The following is an 18,837-nucleotide window of genomic DNA, read 5'->3' on the forward strand; positions in this document are numbered from 1 at the left end:
CACCTTATCTGCTTCGATAAAAAGTTTGACCCGATAGGCAAATAGCTGAAACGCATACATAACGTTTCGAACGAAGATGTAGTAACATACTATATCGCATGCCCTTTTGCCTGGTTGTTACCATTTAACGAGAGGGTGGAATGGTCGTCATGCTACGCTTGTATAATTCAAAGGGAACGATTAGATTAATTCTAAGAGAAAAGAATGACAAGTTACTTAAAGAAGTGCAAAAGATTACCTTCCCATTCAATATGGTTGGTAAATTGCACCTATCTGCTTCATTTTTTGGCTCATGCAGCATGACCGTTCCGCTGCGTGAACCATGAAACATAGGAGGAATTATTGAATAATATAGAGAATATAGTTTAACCAAATAATAAAGATTATGGAGCTTACCAGGCTGCCTAAACATACACATAGCAAAACCTCTATTCTAATAGGCGCAGCAGCGCTGCTGCTTTGCCTATTTGCAAATGCTAGTGCAGCAAACGCAAAAAGTGGAACAGACAAAAACTCCTCTACAATTCTACAAAGGATAAAAGATTTTTGCAAAAAAAAATACAATAAAAAAAGTAAAAAAAATGAGGGTTTAGATGGTCAAGAAAGGTATGAATTTGGGCAGATAAAAATGAGTGATGCCCCGTTCAGTCAGGCTATGCCACATCCTGTAGCACCTATCGCTGATGATAAAAAAAGCGAGATGCTGCTAGATGCATATGAAACAATCAAAACATTTTATGCTTATGACCCTATTGGGCAAGCATGGGTACAAATCCAATCTTTTAAAATTGTAAATGGTACGCATAGTGATGAGCCATTAGATGCAGCCATTGACAGTAGTACTTATATGAACTTTTGGGCATACGATTTGTCCAATCAAACATGGCATAAAGTTAGCCTTACACCTTATTTGCAACAAACCAACACCCAGATAAATAGCCATTCCCCTGCTATTGTTATAAACAAATCAGTTCGGCCTAATCAAAACAATCCGTTGCATGATGTAGCTGCAGATGCGTTATTGGAAGAATTGCTGGGTGTTCACACATTGATGAAGCTCGATAACCCTGAGCAAAAGCAAAGCATCTGGTCCAATTTTTCATTGGATTTCAGTATAGGATCTGGTGCTGTTTTTTACAGAAACCGGTTGGAGCAGATGCGTTTGCTCCAAAGGCAAAATCACGATTACTTTTTTATAACCAACACGAATGAGGTATACAGGCCTAATTGGTTCCACCATACGCTTGACAAAGTGATTGGTTTTGATCAATTTGATCATATAGCGGATGGCAGTAGCCAAAATGCATCATTTCGAGGCATAGGGTTTGGGATGCCTATTACATTAGGGTTACAATACGTGCTCTGGCAACAATTGCTTATAGGCTTGGGTGCAGAAATAGTCGTTAACGCTACCAACCAACTGGTCCATAATGACGGCCATATTACACATAAGACATACCTTATTGATAAAAAATGGTCCACTCAGGGAAGATGGTTTGCTAAATGTGGATGGTATGCCTTTAATAATGCAAAACATAGATTTTTTACCGACATACGTTTATGCTATGTCCATCACTCGGGTAATAAATTTCCTTGGTTGATAACCCTTGGCCCCTATTTATATCACACATTAGCCTATAATTTCGGTTTAGGGTATGAGCAGCAGCTTACAGATTACCTTTCATGTACTGTGCGTCTTGCTATGGAGCAGCAGAAGTTTAAACAGTTTCCTGATCAACAATCCTATAATATCCATTATAAACAGCCCGCTATTTATTTGCAAGTAGGGCTCTCTATGCGATTTGCCAAGGACAACCCATCTAATCATTTGAAAAATAAAGAATGCCACGGTAAAAATCATGAACTAGATAGCATAAGCAATCTAGAAGGCTTACAAGATTTACTAAGTTCAGATTAAATTGTCCTCCATATATATTGCTTATCATTACATTATTTATTATAATTAGATCTAGTTATCTGATATTTCAGTTTTTCTAACCGTAAGCCTACTGGTTAGGCAAATAATTGGCTTTTTAGTCTCTTTATGTAAAGAGGGATTGGGCAAGGCTGTAACTTTTAAATTATATAATTTTTAACCTATTTTGCTATGAAAATTAAAATCGCGTTACTTGGCTTATTTTTTGCCAATAGCATCATACATCCTACATATGCTGACCCATATGCGTTTGAATTAGAAGAAGACGACCTAGACATATCATCAAGCGTAGAGAAAGATGATCTAACAGCAAAGGAAGCAGAAAAGGATAACCCCAAAGCTGAAAATTTAATAAAATTAGGCGCTGCTATTACAATGAGCCCTGCTATTGTATACCAAGATAAGGCACTTACGACTAAGAATGGTGTGGGCGCACAGTTAAAATTCACTGCAGCTGTGCCAAAAGCTTTGTGTAACAAAGATGCAGCAGTCGATATAGGTGCTGGTTGGAATGAGAAAAGTTTCACCATTAAAAATGCTACTGTAGCGATTGGAGAGCGGGTAACAATGGGCTATACTTCTAGTATCTTTGGTTACGAAAAAGCAGATCCTTCTTTACTTATATCTGCTACAGCAAGTACGTTACAAATAAAGTATGAGTATACTTTTGATTGGTTCCGCTTTGGGTATGCCCTTGAAAGAGCCATGCCACTACACCCAGGATTGTTTAACAAAAACAATGTCAATGGACAACAATACAATACAAAAGAAGAAGGTGCAAACAGTGCCATTCAATTGGATGATTTAAAAAATAAAGACCGTCCTTTTAAAGCCAAGAATAGTTTTCCAGCCTTTGGTATTAATCTAGGTGTGGTGATGGATGAGTTGAATATTGGCCTAAGTGCTTTAGGGCGTTGCACCGATTATACACATAGCAGTCATTCTAATGAGAAAAACTTGCCAAATATTCATTATGTTACCTATGGCGGACATTTTGGCGTTCAGTATCAAGTGGTTCCCAAAAAATTTACAGCTACAGGGCAGGGTGTTTATGTACATGGTTTAGGTGATTACCTATCAGGTCTTTCAGCCATTCAAAGTGATGAAACACGTAAAGAAATGTGTGCAGTCTACTATATAGACCAGGACAAAGATAGGTTATATGCTATAGATGCTTGGGGATTTGGAGGTACGTTAGAGTACTGCGCAACGCCTAAATGGACACTATCCATCAGGGGCTCTTTCCTTACAACTGGAGATGATCTACACAAACCAGCTCAAGCCTTTCATAGTCAGTGGAATTTAGTTCCGAAAGTTGCCTATGCAATCAATAAATATTTGACCCTTTCTGGTGGATATAGCCTGGTAAAAGAGTTGAAGGTAGAGGAACAACAAAATAAAGGCATGGAGCATAAGTTTTCTGGAGGTATAAAATTTAGCTTATAAAATTTGCTTAGACTAGATATTTTTCAAAATATTGTTTACATTCAACTGCCCCTAGCTGCAATGTATGGTTAAACACCATTGCAGTAGGGGTATTGTATAATAATTTAGACAGCTTCTACCTATATTGGGAAGAAGTTGAATTTGAATAAATAACTAGATGAACATGCATGAAAAAAAAGTAAAAGCAGCTATTGTTTTGAGTCTCGGCTTAATAGCCAGTAGTATTATTTTTAGTTTAGCTTTTTGGTATACCCGTTCAGGAGCGACAACATATATTAATGTAAAAGGGCTTGCAGAAAGAGAGGTGGATGCCACTATAGGCATATGGTCTGTTAAGTTTGAGTCATCGGGTAATGATTTAAATCAGGTAAATGCACAAATTAAAAAGCAAACAACTACCTTAATTAACTTTCTTAGCGAGCAGGGATTTACAGATAAAGAAATCATATATGGTCATGCTTACTTGGATGACCGTTCGAAGTACAATGACGCAGACAAGCGTCTAAAGTACTCAGCAGAAATGGAAGTGACCATCCATTCGCCAAAGGTTTCTTTACTATATGCAACAGTACAAAAGTCACAAGAAATTATACAAAAAGGTGTTTTCTTAGTTGGTAGTAGATGGGATCGTGGGTTGCGATTTATCTTTACAGATTTAAATACTATTAAGCCATCTATGATTCAAGAGGCTACTATAAATGCAAAAAAGGCTGCTCAACAATTGGCTAGCGACTCAGCTGTACGTTTAGGCATGTTGCGTAAAGCCTCTCAAGGCTCTTTTTCCATAGAAGATACCGATGTACCTACTAGAAAAAAGGTTCGTGTAGTCACTCAAATGGAGTATGCTATTCAATAAGCGTATAGAGCCCATCCCTTGCAAATGATTAGGAAAAACAGATTCCTTTGCAGCCTGCACAACGGGCGACTTCTTTTTTTCCATCTGTAAGGGGTAGGCTCCCCCAAATTTTTACCGAAGGCTTGATGTTTTGTCCACTTTCTTATCAAGAATAAAGTAGGATAAAATCCATTATTAACCAGTGACGCGAACAGATACGTTTCAAAAGAGGTTTATTGATGCTAATCAAATTCATATGAATGGACTTGACATTTTACTGATGATACCACTTATTTGGGGGGGCTATAATGGCCTTAAAAAGGGCTTTGTTGTGGAGCTGATTTCATCTTTACTATTGATATTGGGCTGTATCAAAGGAGTAACCTTATTTTACACCCTACTACCTATTGTAGAGCACAAACTACCTGCCTTAGCTGCTATTCTGCCCACTTCCTTGGCACTGCTCATGCTTTTCATAGGGGGCTTGGTGATTTATTTTTTAACAAAACTGATTAGAGAAGTTGTAGTGATTAGCTTTCTAGGCATATTTGATAACATGCTAGGAGGGCTATTTGGGCTATGCAAAGTGGCATTTTTTATCAGTTTATTGATTTATTTTTGGGGGTGTGTAGGGCTGAGTGCCTTTTCCAGTATCTATACAGACCATAGTCTTCTATTTCCGCTTCTAGAGCCTATTGTTCCAAAAATTTTACAATCCTGCACCTCCATGCATAGCCTTTATCCATTCAAACAGTGGTGTCAGCTTAAGGGTGATAGCCTGACCAAATCCAAGCCATAAAGTTAATAATGCGATTTAGCCGCCCTCTTACGCGCATTGGGATCTAATACCGCTTTGCGTAAGCGAATCGATTGTGGAGTCACTTCTACCCGCTCATCATCCTTGATATAAGTAATGGCTTCTTCTAATGTCATCACAACAGGAGGGCTTAACCGAATGGATTCGTCTGAGCTTGACGCACGCATATTGGTAAGCTGTTTCCCTTTTAACAAGTTCACTTCTAAGTCATTATCTCTATTGTGCTCTCCCACAATCATTCCACCATAAACCTTTTCGCCTGCACCGATAAACATTTTACCCCGGTCGGCTAAATTAAATAGTGCATATGCCACTGCATCACCCATTCCCATAGCAATCAGCACCCCATTGCGCCGCCCAGCAATCGTGCCACGATAAGTACCGTAACTATGAAAGCTCCTGTTCATAATACCTGTACCCCTAGTTTCAGTAAGAAAAGCGCCATAATAACCAATTAAACCACGTGATGGACCAACAAAAATGATACGTGTTTTGCCACCTCCCATTGGACGGAGGTCCCTCATTTCTGCTTTACGCAAACTCATGGATTCAATGACAGATCCTGAAAATGCATCATCTACTTCTATCTGAATTTCTTCTAGTGGTTCTAGCTTTTCACCATTATCCCCTAGCTTAATCAATACACGCGGCCTGCTAATGGAAAGCTCAAACCCTTCTCTTCTCATTGTTTCTATTAATACACCCAACTGTAATTCACCCCGTCCAGCTACTTCAAAAGAATCCTTATTAGGACTTTCGGTTACTTGAATAGATACATTTGATTCCAACTCACGCATGAGCCTATCCCGTATGGCATTAAAGGTAACTTTACTACCTTCTGTTCCAGCTAGTGGAGAATCATTAACGGAAAAGTTAATGGCCAATGTAGGTGGGTCTATAGGAAGGGCAGGTAGGGATTGCATCACAGTAGGCGCGCAAATGGTGTCTGCTACGTTAGCCCGTTGCATGCCTGCAATAGCAACAATATCACCAGCATATGCCGTGTCAATGGGTACATGTTCCATACCACGGAAAGCCATAATTTTTGTCACCTTGCCATTTTCGATTACCGAATTGTCCTTGTTGAGCGCTTTGATAGCTTGTTGGACCTTTACACTCCCTGTGAAGATTCGCCCTGTCAACATCCGACCTAGATAAGAATCATATTCCCTTGCCGTTATAAGCATTGAAAAATCACTATCTAAGTCAACGGTTGGAGCCGGTACATGTTCTAGGATTAGATCAAATAAAGGAGATAGATCTTTCCGTTCTCCGTCTAATGTTCTACTAGCCCAACCTGACCGTCCAGAAGCATAGACAATAGGAAAGTTAAATTGTGCTTCTGTAGCGTCAAGTGCCATAAACAGCTCTAAGACTTCATCTTCCACTTCAGCTACACGCGCATCTGCACGATCAATTTTATTGATTACTACAATAGGCCGTAATCCCAAATTTAATGCTTTACTTAAAACAAATTTGGTTTGGGGCATCGTCCCTTCTGCTGCGTCTACTAATAAGACCACGCCATCTACCATGCTTAGGATGCGCTCTACCTCCCCACCAAAGTCAGCATGACCAGGTGTATCAACAATGTTGATACGGGTCTCTTTCCAAATTAAAGAGGTACACTTGGCTAGAATCGTAATGCCACGTTCTCTCTCTAAATCATTGGAATCCATAACCCGTTCTGCTACTTCTTGATGGGCTCTAAAGGTTCCACTTTGCTTTAATAAATTGTCTAATAAGGTTGTTTTTCCGTGGTCTACGTGTGCTATAATGGCAATATTACGTAATGGTTGCATGAAATATGTTAATTTAACGAAGCTATTATTTTGGAACTTATGGCATTACAGCATTCCTGCATCGGAAAAACTGAAGTATTTTCTGTCTGTAAATATAATATGATCTAACACCGCTACATCAAGTAGCTCCCCAGCTCTTATAAGTGTTTTGGTTAATTCAATATCAGTAGTGCTTGGAGTAGTATTGCCCGAAGGATGGTTATGCGCTAATATAATGGAAACAGCCTGATGGTCCAGCACCAGTCTAAATAGAAATCTAGCATCTACAATGGTTCTACTTGTACCCCCACTACTAATTTTTAATTTTTTGATTAAATAATTTGCTCTATTGAGCAATAAGACCCAAAACTCTTCTACTGATTTATCGGTTAGATCTGGCTGCAATACCCTATAGGCTTTAGCAGAGCTGTTAATCAATTCTTTTTTATGGACAGGCTCATAGGCCCGCCTACGTGTAAGCTCCATAGCACAGACAATAGCAATCGCTTTTGCTTCCCCTATCCCTCTAAATCGCTGCAATTCCTGGACAGAACGTTTGGCCAGTTCTTGTAGACTATTGCCATAGGCTTTTAAGATATGCTGTGCCAATACTACAACACTCATGTTGCGCGTACCAGATCCTATAAGCACAGCTAAAAGTTCTGCATCGGTTAAATTAGAGGCTCCTTGGCGCAATAGTTTTTCTCTTGGCCGGTCCTCTGGTGCCCAGTCTTGGATTTTTAGCGGAGCGGTTGCATATATCTCCCGTGCCATATCACTTATGCTATTTTTAGGCCACAGCTATAGTGAGCCGATTTACATGCTTGGCAAGCTTAGCTTTACTGTTGGCACTTTTATTTTTGTGCACTATGTTTTTTGCTGCAAGCTTATCTAACATAGAAAAAACCTTAGGTAGTAACTGTTCTGCAGCGGCTTTATCTGTACACTTACTAACCTTTTTCATAAAAGTTCTACATGTTTTTAACTGATAACGATTGCGAAGGTACTTGGTACGGTTCGATCTTATGCGTTTTTCAGCGGATGGATGGTTTGCCATGTAAATATAATTGAATGAAGCAAATATAAAATTTAATTGTATTGAACAGGCTTCTTTTGAAGCGCGCTTATGCTCAGGAATTTGTAGGAGGCACAACGGGCAAAAGCGTAGCGTATTGGTATACACAAGGCTTTAAACACCAGGGCAGTATACAAATTGCCATCAGCAGCAGCGTTTAAAAAGAGACCTAATGCAAGATACTACTTTTTTATATACTATTCAATCATTGGATTACCATGATAGGCCCAACCGAAGTCCTGGTATTTCTTGAGAGCGAGCGCTGATACCTACAAAGAAACGCTCTGTAAGCATATACTGTAGATTTATAGAAAAACTCCCCCTTTTTTTCAACAGATTGGATAGTCCACCCTTATTGGGGATTTGTATGGCGGGTTTTTTTGACTCAGTAATTGCACAGCCTAGCTGTAGCTGCAACAAGCAACATCCATAACGTATCTCATAGCCTAATAAGGCGGTAGCTTCTACACCTCCTCCTGCTAGCATGTTGGTTAACAACGCTTTTTTATACCAGCTGTAGCCTAGCTCTATGGAGGATAATAGGGCATTATTATGGTTAATAGCAAAACTAAATAATGAAGATCCCCTAAAAATCAAATGGTATTTTTTGGTTGATGGTAGATACCTACTGCTGCCACCTATACTACAATCTACTCTACTGCTTTTCCGTTTTCTATAATGGATCGGACGATCAACCAATTTCCAAAAAGGTTGTGTATGGATCACATATCGTATACCTATAGTGACTATAGGTGCCAATTTGAATATAATGGAAGCATTGTCTAACTCCCTGAAAGGTTGCCTATTGCCATGCAGCTGATCGGTTTCATTGGTTTGATGCTGCTTAGACCTATGTTGTCCCTTGTTAGGCCAGCCATTGATCAACAGCCCCATACAAAGGTTAAGTTGCCAAGAGGGGGTACATGCCCAATGATAGGTAACTTCTTCTATAGATAAAAAACTATAGTTGGGCTGATCCTTTTTTTGTGTACATATACTGCCCTTTATGGCACCCATACTGATCCTGTTCCCCCATGTAGACAGAGTGGGATGGGTCTGATATAGCTCCATATAAGCCAAAATCCCCCATATGCTAGGAAATCTAACCTGCTTTCCTTTGTGAAACCCATAGGGCATGAAAAAGGATAAGCCAATTCTTGGATAGGATTCAAGTTGAGTAGCAAAAAAGGCATTGACATATAAAATATCTATATCAATGGTAGTGGGGATAACTATTAATGGCTTTTCATTAGAAGCAGGTTGTATTGTATCAGTGGTATGGCGATCCATATCCTTATGCACCATCCCTCCAGTACGTAACTGTATAGAGCGTGGATAGGGATACCAAGTCGGGTCCATAGCAGTTGGCAATGTGGCCATATGACTGTTAGCTTGCCCAGCAGCTTTTGTTACAAAAGGCAATAACCAAGTTATAAACAAAAAAAAACGTAATATATATTGGTTCGTTGGGTTCAAAGGAATATACATTAAAAATGAATGGAGCAACTGCCTTATAAAAAATATGTTCCTGATATGCTCCTGACATCAAAGCAATATAGGAAGATTTTTTTTGTTCAAAAAATGAAACATTATCTTTTGGTCTATATTAAGACAGTTTATTGGTTGACCTTGTGCTACCTTCCTTTAGAGGCTTGGTCTTGGGGGTTCTTTGCACACAAACAGATTCATCGGTGTGCTATAACCACCTTACCACCCACTATGTTTCCCTTTTATAAAGCACACCTTACCTTCTTAGTAGAAAAATCTATAACGCCGGATAAACGCAGATATGTAGTCAAAGATGAAGCATCAAAACACTTTATAGACCTTGAAGTCTACCATGCTAGCCAGGTGAAGGATCCAAAACTTTTGTTGCACCAGGCTGTAGCAAAACATGGCGCTAAGGCAGTAGCAACACATGGCACGCTCCCTTGGGCGATACTAGATGTACAACAACAATTAACAAAAGCTTTCATAAGTAAAAATACAGCTAAAATTCTACAATATTCAGCAGATTTAGGTCATTACATTGCTGATGCACACGTTCCTTTGCATACTACACAAAACTACAATGGGCAAATGACAGGTCAGGAGGGTATTCATGCTTTATGGGAGACAAGACTGCCTGTTGTATTTTTCGACACCTATAATCTTTTTGTAGGGCAGGCTGTTTATATCGAGGATCCATTAACCCATATATGGGATATTATACTACAGTCCCACGCCTTAGTGGCCAACCTACTGGATTTGGAAAAGCAACTTTCCAAGCAGTATCCGGCAAAATATAGTTTTGAACAAGAAGGAAATCTATTAAAAAAACAATATTCCATTGCATTTTCTACTGCTTACCATCACGCCCTACAAGGGCAGGTTGAAGCCCGTTTGCAGCAATCCATTAGGGCAGTAGGAAGTTTTTGGTTAACCGCTTGGGTCAACGCCGGCTCACCTAATTTGAATGATTTGCATACCGCCCCAATGGATCAAGATAAAGAAAAGCAGCTGCTCCAAGAAGGCATCATTTTAGAAGGCATTCGGGCATGTGGGGAGGAGCATTAGTTTGTATTGCCATAGATTTGGCTGCTTTTTTGGTAGCATCGATCCATCAATAACCCTATACAGCATCCTACCATAGCACCTGACAAAACATCGAGTGGGTAGTGCATCCCACCATATATGCGTCCATATGAAACAATCGTAGCCCAAATAAAAAATAGCCCACTGAACTTGTAGTTGGTTTTAAAAATTCGCCAAAAAAGCATCGCAAAGGCATATGTATTGCTGGCATGAGATGATGGGAGCCCATATATACCGTTATATGTACCTACAAGATGCAGCTGGGACATAGCATAGCAGGGCCGATATCTTGCAAAAAGTGGTTTAAGCCATGTAGCAGAACATTGATCTGAGATGATAATGGTTAGAGAAAAAAGCATAACACCATGCCAACCCAATGTTTTTTTAAAAAAAGCTATAAGTAAAATATATAGAGGGATATAAAATAATGTACTGGTTATCAATTCAAAAAAAACATCTGTGGTCGAATGATGCCATTTATTAATCGCAAGAAACAGTATTTGGTCAAGTCTATAAACAATGGTATTGGTCATGGGTAGATGGTTTGCTTAGTAGATAAAGATAATTAGAAAAGAGGATTAGACCGCTCACAAATCGGTTTTAACAGAGGTTTATTGTTTTTATCATGTAAAATACCTAGAATGAAGTTTGCTCCAGCTTAGTAATGACTTTCTATATATCTATATCTATTTATGCTATCCTTATATATACCACTTTTGATGGTGGCAGCTTTTTTATTATTTGAGTGGATTTTTGTATCCTGCTTGTCTATTATCCCCACTACATTTCGGGACTATAGTGTAAGCACCAAGCAGCATGACACCCCTCTTTTGGTTTACATTTTACTATTTACTTTTTTTGAAAGTGGATTAATAGTACGTACCATACAAGAAGTGCATCACCTTGGTCTTCCTTGGATCATTTTCGAATTTTTGAGTGGTTGCATACCCTTTTGGATTGTCAGTTGTTTGGCATTACGTATGGGCCCCTTTATGCATAACTTGTCTATGTCAGAGACAATAGGGAATGTCTATGGTAGATATCCGATGATTATTACATCATTATCCAATATTTGCTGCGCTACTGTGGTGGTCGCTATTCAAATGAATATCATCTCTTTAGCAATCAATATCTGTTTAGATTGGGTTGATCCAAGAATAGTGACTTTTTTGACCATTTTGCTCCTTGGTTGCTATACAGTCATTGGGCGGATGCGTGTGTTTAGCTTAACAAATATTGGGCAACTGGTTGCCTTTTTAATTACGCCCTTAATTTTGTCTTGTTGGATGTCTATGCGCATGGACGAGCCGCTCTTAGAACTACTGGGTAGGTTATTTATGAGTCAAGCAAAAAATCATTTGAACAACCTATCCCATTCAGACTTTAATGCACCGGCCATCTTATCATTATTTTTGGCCAATCAAGTTTCCTGTATACAACCCTTGATGATGCAAAAAGTATATATGTCTTCTGATCACTTTCAAGCGCGCAGTGTCTTCTTCTATACTGGTATTTTTGGCGCTATTATGAAGTTTTTTATTTTACTATTTTCTTTGATTCTCCTTTCAGCTGCTCCAACGTTATCTTTAACAGAAATTTGGAGCTATATAGTAACCGGCATGCCACCCGCTTTAAAAGGGCTTGTCGCCATTAGCCTGCTTTCTGCAGCGATGTCTGTAGCGGACACTTATTTAAATACGCCTGCTGTCCTGTTTAGTCATGATATAGTAGAAGGTATGATGGATCAAAAATGGATACCCTATCGTTATCAGATTCGATTGGCTAAACTAATAGCTTTGTTGATGGGGCTGGTTGCTATGTTACTCAACACCCACTGCAGTGATTTAATGGAGTTATGCAAATTACATTTGGATTGTTTTATACCTATAGCAATCGCCCCTTTTATTTTAGCTGTTTTGGGTTTTCGTGGTACCTCCCGAACTGCTTTGATGGGTATGGCCGCAGGCATATTGGCTATTTGGAGCTGGAATAAATGGGTAGAGCCTATTACACACATCAATGGTGCTTTCCCTAGTATGGTAGCCAATTGTCTAGCTATGATGGTGGCCCATTATTTTTTTCCACGACCGAAGAAGGAGCTAAAGCAGACAAAACAATCAAATGAAAACCATCAACCAAAGTTATATTAGTAGAAAGGATAGCATTATACGTATAGCCATTTAAACCTAAACAAATCTATGGAAGATGATTTTAAAAAAATATTGCAAGGTTACAAAGCATTTAGAAATAAATATGTTGATGCTGATCCATCTATTATGCATAGTTTACATCGCAATGGACAACAGCCTAAAATTATGGTGATCGCCTGTTGTGATGCTAGAGTAGATCCCGCTTTAATATTACAATGTGATCCGGGAGATTTATTTGTGGTGCGTAATGTAGCCAATATTGTACCTCCTTATGAGCAAGACAAAGGACATCATGGCACAAGTGCTGCTTTAGAGTTTGGTATTTGTCTCCTTGACATAGCTCATTTAATTATACTGGGCCATAGCCAGTGTGGAGGAATAAAGGCTTTATTAGAAAATGGAGATGTAAAGCAAGATGATTTCATTACCAATTGGGTTTCTTTAATCAAAACGCCTAATTTTAAAAACCATCAAGCAGATGATTATGCTAAATTGTCCTTAGCGCAATCCTATGAAAACTGCATCACCTTTCCCTGGATTAAAGCAAGAACACAAACCGGAAAACTTACAATTCATTTATGGTTCTTTGATATTCAAACAGGACAAATTTATACTTACACTAAGGATACCCAATCCTATCAAACACTATTGGTTTGATACATTTGATACAGCATAGAAAAAAATAATAGATCCATTGTATATATTCAATATATACATATCTATATACAATCTATAAATTTTACACTCTAAATCAGAACAAAAAAAATTATTACCAACCAACAACCAGTTCACTTACCTTTCTTTTTTTGATTTTCATATAAAAATTTGTACTATACAATTTGTGTTTCTTGTATAAATATTCTTCACTGATTTAACACTATGTTTTATGACATGCTTTAACATACCACTGATTATAGTAGGGGCTTTTTTAGTATTAACCTTAGTAGTAGGCATCTATTTTAGTAGAAGAAAAACCACCTTTCGAGAACATGCTGTTGGGAATAAAGAGTTTGCTACAGCTACTCTAGTAGCCACGGTATTGGCTACTGCTTATAGTGGAGGAGGATTACTACGTACTGTAGAATGTGTGTATAACCTTGGCCTGTGGTGGATAGTCATTACTTTTTTAACTTGCTTTGATGCATATCTTATTGGGAAATTAGCCTTACGAATGGGGCCATTTTTGAAGCATCTCTCTATGGCAGAAACGATAGGTTCCATTTATGGTAAATATCCAAGGATTATGGTCGCCCTGGTTAGCGTGGTTGGCTCTGTAATTGCTATTACTATGCAGATTAGTGCAATGTCCAAGGCTATTACTATGTGTATAGATACAGCTGACGATCGTATGGCAGCTATCATCTCTACTTTAGTGCTTATTTTTTATTCCGCCTTTGGAGGTGTGCGTGCGGTTACCTTCACTGATGTATTACAGTTTATAACCTTTGCAATCATTATTCCGCTACTTGCTTGGTTTATGTTTATTAAAACTGGAAAGTCAACTGTAGAAATCATTTCATTTTTACATAACCATACTACTAAATTTCAATTTAGTAGCTTGTTTCAGTGTAATAAGAAGCTTATGAGCATGTTGTCATTGATTCTATCTTTTTTAATAGCTCGCATGTACCCATCTATTATACAACGCGTCTACATGGCTTCCGGTCCACTCCAAGCTCAAAAAGTTTTTACTTATGTGACTATTTGTAGTGCCATTATATGGAGCTTTATACTCCTAGTAGGCGTATTGGCTTTTGTAGGAGCACCTAACTTAGTAGGTAAAGAGATCTGGATTTATATAGTGAATGGTGTGCCGCCTATCTTTAAATCGTTTCTGGCTATCAGCTTATTGGCTATGGCTATGTCTACAGCTGACTCTAATTTAAACTCCTCTGCGGTGATGATTAGCCATGACATCCTAAAGCATATAGGTAGAGGCAAAAAACTTGCCCAGGTTAACCAACTTAAGTTGGCCAAATGGGCCACATTAGTGATAGGGTTATTGGCCATGGTATTGACTTTTTACTGTAATGATTTATTGATATTGATGTACTGGGCCCTGAATTGCTATGTTCCGATAGTGATTGCTCCTTTTATCCTAGCTGTTTTTGGATTTCGAGGTAGTGCCCGTACCGCCTTAATCGGTATGGCTGTAGGTGTGCTGACGATTTTATCCTGGAATAAGTGGGTCGAACCGTCTACATCCATGGATGGTTCCTTTATTGCTATGTTAGCCAATGCTTTAGCCATGATGGCTGCCCATTATTTATTGAAACAACCGAAAAATACTGGCTGGACTCGGCCTCAGCAGGATCATATGGTTCATCAAATGCAACAAGAAAATGCCCGTAAGCAAGCAGAACGAAAAGAAACAATGAAAAACGCTTGGACCAATAAAAAAGATACCCTAGCTAAGTTACAACCCAAGCATGCCACGTTAACTTGCGTGGGATTCTATATTATCATCAGTAATTTACTGGCTTATTTTATAGCCTCTATTACCGAGCATAGTGGTTGGCTTATCGCGCAGCTCTTAGTAGGCATTTGTTTTTTAGGGTATAGTACCTTTATATCAGAAAAAACAAAACCGATTCAGGATTGGGTTATTGGCCTATTTTGGCTAATTGGCTTATCTTTCTGCTTTCCCATTAACGTGCTATGGCATTGGTGGCATGGCACCAATCTATTCTTAACCCTAGGCTTATCTTTGGCCCATTTGGCAGTTGCCTTGTTGACGCTGCCACTATATCTGGGTGTGGGATTTTTAATGGTTACCCTATTCATGATGATCTACCTTAGTGCTATTTATTGTACCAAACCACTGGTGCTGGTATTGTCACCAGCAGGTGTGGTATTGCTACTGTTGCTCTGTTTGGGATTGGGCTTACTTATCTTTACCATTTTTGTTTACCTTAAAGCCAAGAATAATCGTTACGCCAACCAAGTAACCTACTTAAGGCGTAGAGAAAAAATGCACACATCCCGTAAGTTCAAGGAATCGCTCTATAATTCAGCTATACTTGCTACTGCTGGCACCCAGCCTAACGGCAACGGTTCTATTTTAGCGAAAGTAGTAGGAAAAGTAGAGGAATCCATCTCCTTTTTAGATGACAACATGCCCCTTTATAAAAAGGATTTTCAAAGTATTATCAATAAGTTTTATGATTGGGTAGCCTATTTCAATAAAAAAGAAAAGGCCAAAGACCATGCATTGTTGCAGCCTACTAAAATTACCTTAGATAAACTGATTCGAAAAGTAGAGGTTGCGTTGTCTCAAGAGGTTACACACCGACCTAGGCTGTTTCTAGAGTGCATCAAGAAGGCTGGTGATCCGGTTGTTTCCTATATAGTATGTGATATCCATCAAGTAGTCTATTCCTTGGTTAAGGCTGTTTTACAAGTTGGTGGTAGGTTGGATGGAACCAACGCACCACTTATTCGTATACAGCTCCATGCCACCTCTTTGCGGTTTAAACAGGTTGATCCTTTTAATAATCGCCCTCCTTCTTGCATCTCGTTCGAAGCTATTGCGCTAGTGATAAGCGACCTTAGTATGCCTCCTGAAACACTTCCAACCATCAAAGCAGTCTACGATGATGTGGTAGATGGTATGGGCGTACAAAGCAAACAAGAAATGCCACCATCGTTAGACCTTCAGCGGGAAACAATAGCCAGTATTGTGGCTTCCCATTACGGTTATATGGAATATGGGGCTGATGCTAAGGAAAAAGCTATATTATTGGTATTGCCTACTGATGTCACAGCCATTCGTGATAAAATGATGATCAAACTACCTATAGATTACTTAACCTCCGAAACGCCTATCACCCCTAAGGAGCAAGCCGATTCAATGATGATCCTGATGCAGTTCCATGACTATGTCTGTAAGTCTTCGCATCGATCAGATCCTATTGATGTAGCCACAATTTCTGGTTTGCTTTTATTATTGCGGAAACATTTTCGCTTTAGACGACATAGCTCTGGCCAATTGTTTTATGTACGAGCGGTAGGCATTGCCGCATTGGTGGTAGAATGGTTTTTTCACTCCCCTAAAGTGATTTATGCTGCTTTACTTTATGGATTGGTTCGTCGTACCTGTTTGCCTCTTTCTTACATCAAGGAACATTATAACTTGGGCGTTTATGCCTTTGTATTGAATGTAGTGGGTATAGACAAACGGGAAAAGCTAGACCATCCTTCTTTGCTCTATGTTAAGAATCGTTTGAAGGAAGCGCTTAAGGAAGATCATGTACAGCTTTCCGTGCTCTTTATAAAACTGGCTGAACGGCTCTATGATTTGCGCCATGCAGCAGGTTATATGTGCCTAACAGAGGTTAAGTATATGGCGCAAGAAACCTTAACCATAGATGTGCAGATAGCTCATACACACTTAGGCCCAGAGATAGGGATGGCATTAGAACAAGCAGCCAAACAGGCATTAGAAATTTGTAAAAGTAAGGAAGAAAAGGTGGTGAACTAATCTTATTGGTATCCATTCACGCCTCTGGCTGGCCGCCTTATCTCCTTCGATAAAAAGTCTGGCCCGATAGTAAATAGCTGAATCGATACATTTTTCAGCGGGAAAATCGTGAACTCAGCCCGCAAGCGGGCTTCAAACAGACGATTTTCTAATCCGCTGAAAAAATATATCGCTCAGGTGTTAGTGTTTTACTAGAGCGCCATTTTGAGGCCGTTGCAATAGACCTTTACGATTTGCCATAAAAAGTATCTTTTTATTTTTTAGAAGAAGGTAAAAAAAGGTTAAATTCTATTGATTTTTTTAGGTATTGATGCTTAAAACTTTTAATAATATTGTGTATGTCGCTCAAGCAAACTAAGCAATTAAGTTTTTCAGATATTTCCGCCAATAAGCGTAAGTGCAAACACACTTTCTTTGATCAAATCAACAAGCTAGTTAATTGGTCAGTAGTAGAAAAAGCACTCCGATTACATTATCCTAAAGGTTTACGTTTATCAGGCAAACCGGCCTATAGTCCTCTGCTTCTATTCAAAATGCTATTGCTACAGACGTGGTATGGCTTGAGCGACTATGCAGTCGAAGAAGAAGTGAATGATCGTATCACTTTTAGCAGATTTTGTGGTATTTCGATGGATAGTTCTGTTCCAGATCATAGTGTACTAAGTAGATTTAGAACTACCCTTACAGAGAAGAATGCTTTAGAAAAGTTATTGCATATCATTAATAATCAGCTATCTGATCATGGTGTATTGGTTCAAAACGGTTCAGCAGCTGTAGATGCTTCTATTACCCCTACCCCTAGACGCCCTAAAGGTAAAAAAAGCTACGATCTGCATGAAGATGGAACCATAACCACAGCTGAAAGTTATCAAAAAGGAGTAGATCCAGAAGCAAGTTGGATAAAAAAAGGCCATCATCTCTACTATGGCTATAAGCGGCATGTTCTTGTGGAAAGCAAAGAGGGGTTGGTGCTAGCCGTAGGTACCACAAAAGCATCTAGTCATGATAGTGGGCATTTACAGGTATTATTGGATAAAGTAAGGCTAAAATCAGGCAGCAGACTCTATGCAGATAAAGGCTATAGCGGGTCGCCCAACGAAAATTTACTAAAGAAAAAGAAGTTAAAATCAGCTATTCAGAAAAAAGGGGCTAGAAACAATCCTTTATCACCCACTGCTAAACGGTTTAATAAATTAGTATCTAAAACGCGCTATAAAGTAGAACGGGTATTTGGAAGTATTAAAAGTTGGTTCCGTAGCTCAGGAGCCAGATATATAGGCCTTGCTAAAACCCATACGCAACATGTTATGGAGGCAATAGCCTATAACTTATATAGGTCCCCAAACATCATATTAAGAGGTATCTAGGGGAATGGTGTGTCCAAAATAGATTGAAAATGACTAAAAAATCAGTAAATAAATAGTTTTATACCACTATAACATCAAATATGGCAAGGAAATAACCCTGGAAGATTAATCAAAATTATACCTTCAACCTATCACAACGGCCTCATTTTTTTATCGAAAGAGACGCGGGGGCTGGTAATGGACTAGCCACTTGCTTTTTCAGCCAAACGTAGCGTATGCGTTTAACGCTATGGCCATAGTAGAAAAATGCCCCTGTAAAAAGTGGGGAAATAGGCCTCATCCCTTGCAGATGATTAGGAAAAACAGATTCCTTTGAAGCCCGCGCAGCGGGCGACTTCTGTTTTTCCATCTGTAAGGGGTGAGGTCCCCCACTTTT

General features: G+C 39.0%; 15 protein-coding genes. 9 read left to right on the plus strand and 6 right to left on the minus strand.

Annotated features, from left to right (window positions below; genetic code table 11):
• Window positions 1-385: 385 nt before the first annotated feature.
• From AAHM81_RS02235 to AAHM81_RS02250, 4 genes are all read left to right on the plus strand, one after another.
• Window positions 386-1,918, plus strand: a complete 1,533-nt coding sequence (locus tag AAHM81_RS02235; protein ID WP_342265729.1) for a hypothetical protein — start codon at window positions 386-388, stop codon at window positions 1,916-1,918.
• A 189-nt stretch (window positions 1,919-2,107) separates the two neighbouring features.
• Entirely contained in the window at window positions 2,108-3,382 is a 1,275-nt protein-coding gene (locus AAHM81_RS02240; RefSeq protein WP_342265730.1) for a hypothetical protein, read from the plus strand.
• Between the two features lie 163 nt (window positions 3,383-3,545).
• Window positions 3,546-4,238 carry an SIMPL domain-containing protein gene (locus AAHM81_RS02245; RefSeq protein ID WP_342265731.1) on the plus strand — a complete coding sequence of 231 codons (693 nt, stop codon included), beginning with the start codon at window positions 3,546-3,548 and terminating at the stop codon, window positions 4,236-4,238.
• Between the two features lie 181 nt (window positions 4,239-4,419).
• Complete coding sequence (locus AAHM81_RS02250; RefSeq protein WP_342265732.1) at window positions 4,420-5,016, plus strand: CvpA family protein; 597 nt, start codon at window positions 4,420-4,422, stop codon at window positions 5,014-5,016.
• A gap of 2 nt (window positions 5,017-5,018) precedes the next feature.
• On the opposite strand, the gene typA is transcribed toward AAHM81_RS02250, so the two are convergent.
• The 4 genes from typA to AAHM81_RS02270 all read right to left on the minus strand — a co-directional run bounded on the left by typA (window position 5,019) and on the right by AAHM81_RS02270 (window position 9,366).
• Window positions 5,019-6,836 carry a translational GTPase TypA gene (gene typA, locus AAHM81_RS02255; protein ID WP_342265733.1) on the minus strand — a complete coding sequence of 606 codons (1,818 nt, stop codon included), beginning with the start codon at window positions 6,834-6,836 and terminating at the stop codon, window positions 5,019-5,021.
• 45 nt (window positions 6,837-6,881) lie between these two features.
• Complete coding sequence (gene radC, locus AAHM81_RS02260; RefSeq protein WP_342265734.1) at window positions 6,882-7,589, minus strand: RadC family protein; 708 nt, start codon at window positions 7,587-7,589, stop codon at window positions 6,882-6,884.
• A 16-nt stretch (window positions 7,590-7,605) separates the two neighbouring features.
• Window positions 7,606-7,872 (minus strand): 30S ribosomal protein S20, encoded by a 267-nt coding sequence (rpsT, locus tag AAHM81_RS02265; RefSeq protein ID WP_342265735.1) that lies wholly within the window; start codon window positions 7,870-7,872, stop codon window positions 7,606-7,608.
• 231 nt (window positions 7,873-8,103) lie between these two features.
• Window positions 8,104-9,366: a hypothetical protein gene (locus AAHM81_RS02270; RefSeq protein ID WP_342265736.1), complete on the minus strand. Its 1,263-nt coding sequence runs from the start codon at window positions 9,364-9,366 to the stop codon at window positions 8,104-8,106.
• 105 nt (window positions 9,367-9,471) lie between these two features.
• Here AAHM81_RS02270 and AAHM81_RS02275 point away from each other — a divergent pair, with 105 nt between their 5' ends.
• Window positions 9,472-10,446 carry a zinc dependent phospholipase C family protein gene (locus AAHM81_RS02275; protein ID WP_342265737.1) on the plus strand — a complete coding sequence of 325 codons (975 nt, stop codon included), beginning with the start codon at window positions 9,472-9,474 and terminating at the stop codon, window positions 10,444-10,446.
• Here the strand turns inward: AAHM81_RS02275 and AAHM81_RS02280 are convergent.
• Window positions 10,443-10,997: a phosphatase PAP2 family protein gene (locus tag AAHM81_RS02280; RefSeq protein WP_342265738.1), complete on the minus strand. Its 555-nt coding sequence runs from the start codon at window positions 10,995-10,997 to the stop codon at window positions 10,443-10,445. The genes AAHM81_RS02275 and AAHM81_RS02280 overlap by 4 nt on opposite strands.
• A gap of 159 nt (window positions 10,998-11,156) precedes the next feature.
• On the opposite strand from AAHM81_RS02280, the gene AAHM81_RS02285 reads away from it, so the two are divergent.
• The 4 genes from AAHM81_RS02285 to AAHM81_RS02300 all read left to right on the plus strand — a co-directional run bounded on the left by AAHM81_RS02285 (window position 11,157) and on the right by AAHM81_RS02300 (window position 18,461).
• The gene (locus AAHM81_RS02285) at window positions 11,157-12,614 is read left to right on the plus strand and encodes a sodium:solute symporter family transporter (RefSeq protein WP_342265739.1); all 1,458 of its coding nucleotides are present in this window, start codon (window positions 11,157-11,159) and stop codon (window positions 12,612-12,614) included.
• Window positions 12,615-12,662: 48 nt separating this feature from the next.
• On the plus strand, window positions 12,663-13,271 hold the full coding sequence (locus tag AAHM81_RS02290) for a carbonic anhydrase (RefSeq protein WP_342265740.1): 609 nt from the start codon (window positions 12,663-12,665) through the stop codon (window positions 13,269-13,271).
• Window positions 13,272-13,500: 229 nt separating this feature from the next.
• Window positions 13,501-17,094, plus strand: a complete 3,594-nt coding sequence (locus tag AAHM81_RS02295) for a sodium:solute symporter family transporter (protein ID WP_342265741.1) — start codon at window positions 13,501-13,503, stop codon at window positions 17,092-17,094.
• A gap of 338 nt (window positions 17,095-17,432) precedes the next feature.
• On the plus strand, window positions 17,433-18,461 hold the full coding sequence (locus AAHM81_RS02300) for an IS5 family transposase (RefSeq protein WP_342264943.1): 1,029 nt from the start codon (window positions 17,433-17,435) through the stop codon (window positions 18,459-18,461).
• 142 nt (window positions 18,462-18,603) lie between these two features.
• Here AAHM81_RS02300 and AAHM81_RS02305 read toward each other — a convergent pair whose 3' ends face one another.
• A complete protein-coding gene (locus AAHM81_RS02305) occupies window positions 18,604-18,810 on the minus strand; it encodes a hypothetical protein (protein ID WP_342265742.1) in 207 nt (68 codons plus the stop codon).
• Between the last annotated feature and the right edge of the window lie 27 nt (window positions 18,811-18,837).

It is taken from the genome of Cardinium endosymbiont of Philonthus spinipes (assembly GCF_964030745.1).
Lineage (GTDB): Bacteria > Bacteroidota > Bacteroidia > Cytophagales > Amoebophilaceae > Cardinium.